Source organism: Patulibacter sp. NPDC049589 (assembly GCF_040675535.1).
In the GTDB taxonomy this organism is placed as follows: Bacteria; Actinomycetota; Thermoleophilia; order Solirubrobacterales; family Solirubrobacteraceae; genus Patulibacter.
Genome location: NZ_JBFAPC010000245.1, coordinates 1 through 5,490, shown reverse-complemented (window position 1 = coordinate 5,490; position 5,490 = coordinate 1). Strand labels below are relative to the sequence as shown.

The 5,490-nt window shown below is 78.5% G+C and carries 5 protein-coding genes and 1 pseudogene; 4 read left to right on the top strand and 2 right to left on the bottom strand.

The genetic code is table 11. The features are described 5' to 3' along the window. Nucleotides 1-632, bottom strand: a pseudogene (locus AB0L40_RS26100) (hypothetical protein); the annotation flags it as partial. A gap of 440 nt (nucleotides 633-1,072) precedes the next feature. Here AB0L40_RS26100 and AB0L40_RS26095 point away from each other — a divergent pair. The 3 genes from AB0L40_RS26095 (at nucleotide 1,073) to AB0L40_RS26085 (ending at nucleotide 2,812) form a co-directional block, all read left to right on the top strand. Then, complete coding sequence (locus tag AB0L40_RS26095) at nucleotides 1,073-1,519, top strand: universal stress protein (RefSeq protein WP_364361450.1); 447 nt, start codon at nucleotides 1,073-1,075, stop codon at nucleotides 1,517-1,519. A gap of 31 nt (nucleotides 1,520-1,550) precedes the next feature. Then, nucleotides 1,551-2,117, top strand: a complete 567-nt coding sequence (gene tadA, locus AB0L40_RS26090) for a tRNA adenosine(34) deaminase TadA (RefSeq protein WP_364361448.1) — start codon at nucleotides 1,551-1,553, stop codon at nucleotides 2,115-2,117. A 143-nt stretch (nucleotides 2,118-2,260) separates the two neighbouring features. Further along, nucleotides 2,261-2,812 (top strand): hypothetical protein, encoded by a 552-nt coding sequence (locus AB0L40_RS26085; RefSeq protein WP_364361446.1) that lies wholly within the window; start codon nucleotides 2,261-2,263, stop codon nucleotides 2,810-2,812. A gap of 10 nt (nucleotides 2,813-2,822) precedes the next feature. On the opposite strand, the gene cobT is transcribed toward AB0L40_RS26085, so the two are convergent. Next, a complete protein-coding gene (cobT, locus tag AB0L40_RS26080) occupies nucleotides 2,823-4,733 on the bottom strand; it encodes a nicotinate-nucleotide--dimethylbenzimidazole phosphoribosyltransferase (RefSeq protein ID WP_364361444.1) in 1,911 nt (636 codons plus the stop codon). A 121-nt stretch (nucleotides 4,734-4,854) separates the two neighbouring features. On the opposite strand from cobT, the gene AB0L40_RS26075 reads away from it, so the two are divergent. Beyond that, on the top strand, nucleotides 4,855-5,490 hold a 636-nt coding region (locus tag AB0L40_RS26075; RefSeq protein WP_364361442.1), incomplete at its 3' end, for an adenosylcobinamide-GDP ribazoletransferase.

The window sequence follows — 5,490 nt, the reverse complement described above, 5'->3', positions numbered from 1 at the left end:
GGCCCGGTCGCGATCGCGACCGGGCTGTCGGCCCCCGTGGCGGGCGGAGTGATCGCGCCGTCGCCGAGCGGCCGAGCGCGGGCGGGTAGGCCGTCGCCGGGCGGAGCGCCCTCGTCGGACCGACCGTGGCCGGGCGGAGCGCCCTCGTCGGACCGACCGTGGCCGGGCGGCGTGCCCTCGTCGGACCGACCGTGGCCGGGCGGAGTGCCCGCGTCGCCCGGGCCGTCGCCGGGCGGACTCCCGACATCGAGGGCCTCGAGCGGTTCCGCCGTCTCCCCGTCCGGCGTGCGACCCGCGGCGTCGAGGCCGTCGACGAGCGCCAGCAGGGTCCCGACCCGGCCGCGCAGGGCGTCGATGCGCGCGACCAGCGGCGGCGCTCCCGGCTCCGGCGCGATCGCCGGGAGCGGGAGGGTTGCGGGCACCGTCGCCGGTGCCGCGTCCGCCGCGGGACCGGCCTCGGGCCCCGCGGCGGCCCCGGCCCCGGGGAGGGCGCCGGCCTGCGGCGTCGCCGGCGCGTCTTCCGCGGCGCGGTCCTTCTTCCGGCGGCCCTTCTTCGCCTTCTTGGGCTTCTTCGGCTTCGGCGTCGCCGCCTCGGCCCCCGTCCTCTGCGGGTCGCCCGGGCCGATGATCATCGCGACGGGGCTCCGCGGCGGAGCCGCCGGAGGGCGGGTTCTGGGCACGGGCGGGGCATGCGTCGCAGCCATCCTCGCACGCACGCCGTACCCTTGCCCGATGCCGCCGACGTGGTTCTGGATGCAGGTGCTGCTCGTGGCGTGCGTCCTCGTGAGCATGGTGATCGCCGGGTTCAAGCTCTGGGCCTGAGCCCGATCCGCCGTTCCCGGTCCGCCGCCGCCGGCGACCGGCCGATCGGGACCGCCCGGGTCGACGGCGTCCACCCGGGGCCGGGAGGATCGGTCCCGACGGGCCGGCCGAGCGTGAGCGAGCCCCCACTCCGGGCGTGATACCGCTCCCATGTGGGCTCCCGGCCCTGTGCGATGATCGGCCCGCTGCAGGGGGAACGAGGTTTCCCCGCGGCAGTACGTGCCCCCGTCTTCTACCGCTGAGGAGTGCCGTGTTCAGCTCGATCGTGGTCGGAACCGATGGTTCCGACACCGCCAACCAGGCCGTGACCGAGGCCATCGAGATCGCGAAGGCGGTCGGCGCGCGCCTCGAGATCGTCTCGGCGTACGAGCCCGTGTCGGGCAGCCGCCTGCGCGAGGAGGCCAAGCAGGCCCCCGCCGACGTCGAGTGGATGGTCAACGAGCGCGCCGACGTCGAGGCCACCCTCGACGCCGCGAAGACCCGCGCGACGACCGCCGGCGTGTCCGACGTCCGCACCTACGCCCGCCAGGGCGACCCGGCGGACGCGATCCTCGACGTCGCCGAGGAGTTCGGCGGCGACCTGATCGTCGTCGGCAACAAGGGCATGACCGGCGCCAAGCGCTTCCTGCTCGGGTCCGTCCCGAACAAGATCAGCCACCACGCGCCGAGCTCGGTCCTGATCGTCCGGACCACCTAGGTCCGGCGGCGGAGGCTGCGATGATCGACGGGTGAGCTTCCCCGTCGATCCCAGCGACGCCCTCCCGTCGGTCCCGCCCGGGACCGACGAGCAGTGGATGCGCCTGGCGATCGCCGAGGCGCACGAGGCCGAGCGCCACGGCGACGTCCCCATCGGGGCCGTCGTCGTCGGCCACGACGGCACCGTCCTCGGACGGGGCCGCAACGAGCGCGAGCGCGACGAGGACCCGACGGCCCACGCGGAGATCCTCGCCCTGCGCCGCGCCGCGGCCGCCCTGGGCTCGTGGCGGGTCCACGACGCGACGCTCTACGTGACGCTCGAGCCGTGCTCGATGTGCGCCGGCGCGATCGTGCTGTCGCGGATCCCCCGCGTCGTCTTCGGCTGCACCGACCCGAAGGCCGGGGCGTGCGGCAGCGTGCTGGACATCACCGCCGAGCCGCGGCTCAACCACCGGCCCGAGGTCGTCGGGGGCGTCCTGGCCGACGACTGCTCCGCGCTGCTGCGGGCGTTCTTCGCCGCCCGCCGGCGCCCGAAGCCCGAGCGCGCGGCGATGGACGCCCGCGACCCGCGCGGCGACGCGCCGCGGCCACGGCGCTGACGGACGCCGGCGGCGGGAGGCCCGGCCGTCGGACCGGCGTACGGACCGGCGAACGTCCTCGTGCCGGCGCCGTACCGCGACGGGCGCCGCACGCGAGCCGCCGCCGGTGGTGACCGCGCGGGCGGGCCGGTAGCGTCGACGGGGTGCCGCCCCCGAACCCGCTGAAGCCGATCCAGGAGGCGCTGGAGCGCGTCCTCCACGACAGCGGCCTGCACGACTTCGGCCGCAGCATGTCGAGCATCGACGACCTCACGGCCGAGGTGCAGCACGTCTACAAGCGCGTCGACGACATCGAGCAGGTGCTCGAGACGATCGTGCCGATCCTCGAGCGGCTCAGCGTCGTCTTCGAGGAGATCCAGGGCGACCTCGAACCGATCAGCGAGCTCGCGTCGAAGGTCCCCGGGTCCGGGTCGCGCCGGCGGCGGCGCGAGAAGGCGGCCGCGGCGCTCGAGGCGCCCCGCCCGGCGCGGCCGTCCGCCGCCGCCCGCCCGGAGCCGCGCGGGCCGGAGGGTCCGTCCTCGCGGGACACGCCGGACGCGGGCACGAGCACCGGTCCCGGTCGCGACCGGGCGGCCGGCACGGGCCCGGCCCGGAGCCGGGACGACGCGGCGTCCCCGCCGTCGGGCGGGAAGGCCCGGCCCGGCGCCACCGGGTACTCGCCGCTGGGCTCGCGGACCCGGCGCGACGACGACTGACCCGCCCGGATCAGGCGCGGGGCGGCGGCTCGGGCCCGTCGACGCCCGCCTCGGCGAACGTCTCCATGTCGCGGTGCAGCCGGCCGGCCTGCTCGAGCAGCGGCAGCGCCAGCGCCGCGCCCGACGCCTCGCCGAGGCGCAGGCGCAGGTCCAACAGGGGCTCGAGGCCGAGCTGCGCAAGCACCGCCCCGTGCGCGGGCTCGGCGGAGCGGTGCCCCGCGACGAGTCCCTCGCGGACCGGCGGGCAGAGGCGGACGGCCGCCAGCGCGCAGACGCCGACCGCGAAGCCGTCCAGGACGACCGGGATCCGCCGGCGCGCGGCCTCGAGGATCGCGCCGACCACGCCGGCGAGCTCCAGGCCACCGAGCTCGCGGAGCGCCCGCAGCGGCGTCGTCGGGTGGCCCGCGCGTTCCAGGGCGCCCCGCACGACGGCGCGCTTGCGCTCGAGCCCCGCGGCGTCGGCGCCCGCCCCGCGGCCGACCGCGAGCTCGGGCGTCAGGCCGGTCAGCGCGCAGGCCAGGGCCGCCGCCGACGTCGTGTTGCCGATCCCGATCTCGCCGGGCAGCAGGCAGCGCGCGCCGCGGTCCAGGAGCTCCCCGGCCAGGGCGGCGCCCGTCGTGACCGCCGCGGCCAGCTCGTCCTCCGTCATCGCCGGTCCCGCGCCGAGGTCCGCGGTGCCTCCGTCGCGGACCCGGGCGGGGCGGACGCCGGGCGGCGTGGGGCCACGCAGGCCGAGGTCCGCGATCTGGAGGATGCCGGCGTGGTGGCGGGCCAGGACGCCGATCGCCGTCCCGCCGCGCGCGGCGGCCGCGGCGATCTGCCCGGAGACGCCGCCGCCGTAGAGCGACGTGCCGCGGCCCAGGTGGCCGTGGTCGGCGGCCAGGACGAGGATCGCCGGGCGCAGGGGGCTCGACGGCACGTCGCCGGAGAACGCCGCCCAGCGCTCGATCACGTGCTCCAGCGCGCCGAGGCTGCCGGGCGGCTTGACCAGCGTGTCGGCGCGGTCTCGCACGGCGGCGGCGACGCGCTCGTCGGGGACGGGCACGCCGTCGAGGAGGACGGCGATCGCCGCGGGGATCGGCTCGTCGTCCGCCGGGGCCGGGCGGGGTGCGCGTGCCGCGTCCGCGGGGGCGACGCCGAGCCCCTCCGCCCCGGCCACCGGGACCGCGCCGCCGAGCGGCAGCAGGTCCTCCGCCGGCCAGCGCTCCTCCGCGACGACCGCCGACAGCGGCGCGCGGGCGGCCCAGCCGGCGGCCTCGAGGCCGGGGCGCTCCGGGCGCTCGTCCGGCCAACCGACGCAGAGCCACGCCAGCGGGTCGACGCGGTCCGGGATGCCGAGGAGTCCCCGGAGGTCCTCGCGGCGGTAGAAGCTGACCCAGCCGACGCCCAGGCCCTCGGCGCGCGCGGCGAGCCACAGGTTCTGGATCGCGCAGGCCGTGGAGTGGACGTCGGTCTCGGGGATCGTCCCGCGGCCGAGGACCTCGACGCCGGCGTCGCCCGGGTCGCAGCAGACGACGACGCCGAGCGGCGCGTCGACGATGCCCTCGATCTTCTGGTCGAGGAAGTGCCGCGCGCGGTCGGAGAACCGCTCCGCCTGACGCAGGCGCTCGCGCTGCGCGAGGCCCCGCATCGCCACGCGCGTCTCGTCGTCGCGCACGAGGACGAACCGCCACGGCTGCATCAGCCCGACCGACGGACCCTGGTGCGCGGCGGTCAGGACGCGCTCCAGGACGTCGGCGGGCACGGGGTCGGGCCGGAAGCGGCGGATGTCCCGCCGGGCGCCGATGATCGCCTGCAGCGCGTCGCGGTCGGCGTCGGGGAACCGCCAGCCGGTGGGGTCGTCGGCGCGCTCCGCCGCCCGCGAGCGGTCGAAGCCCGCCGGCGTCTCGGGGCGGACGTACGCCTGCTGGCCCTCGGTCATGGGGACAGCTTGGCGGACGCGGTCGGCTGGGGGCCGTGCGGCGGCGCGGGCGGCCCGGGCGTGACGGGGCCGGAGCCACGCCGCCGTCGCCGGGCGGCGGGCGCGGATAGCCTCCCCCGCCATGTCCGCCCTCGACGGTCCGCGCCACGCGGTCGGGTTCCTGACCCGGATCCCGGTGCCGTTCGGGCCCGACGAGGCGCCGCGGCTGACGGCCGCCGCTTCGTGGTTCCCCGCGGTCGGCGCCGGGGTCGGGGCCGTGGGCGGCGGGGTCCTCGCGCTCGCCGCACTGATCCCGGGCGCCGGTCCCGCCGGCGTCGCGGCCGCCCTCGGGCTCGCGGCGACCGTCGCGGTGACGGGCGCGCTGCACGAGGACGGCCTGGCCGACACCGCCGACGGGCTCGGCGTGCTCGGGGACCGGGCCCGGCGCCTCGAGGTCATGCGCGACTCGCGGATCGGGACGTTCGGGGCCCTTGCCCTGCTCGTCTGGCTGCTGGTGGGCTGGAGCGCGCTGCGCCCGCTCGCCACCGGGGACGCCGTGCTCGCGCTCGTCGCGGCCGGGGCGGCGTCGCGCTGGGCGATCCTCGTGCACGCCACCGCCGGCCGCCCGGCCCGCCCGGACGGCGCGATCCACGCCCTGCGCGTCGGACCGGCCACCGGGGTCGTGGCGAGCGTCCTGACGGCGGCTGCCGCGGTCCTGTGCCTCGGCCCGGGGACGGGGGCGATCGCGCTCGGCGTCGCCGCGCTCGCGGGCCTCGGC

Coding starts and splice junctions, on each gene's coding strand:
- cobT (WP_364361444.1), bottom strand. CDS start 4,733: ATGACCGAGGGCCAGCAGGCGTACGTCCGCCCCGAGACGCCGGCGGGC.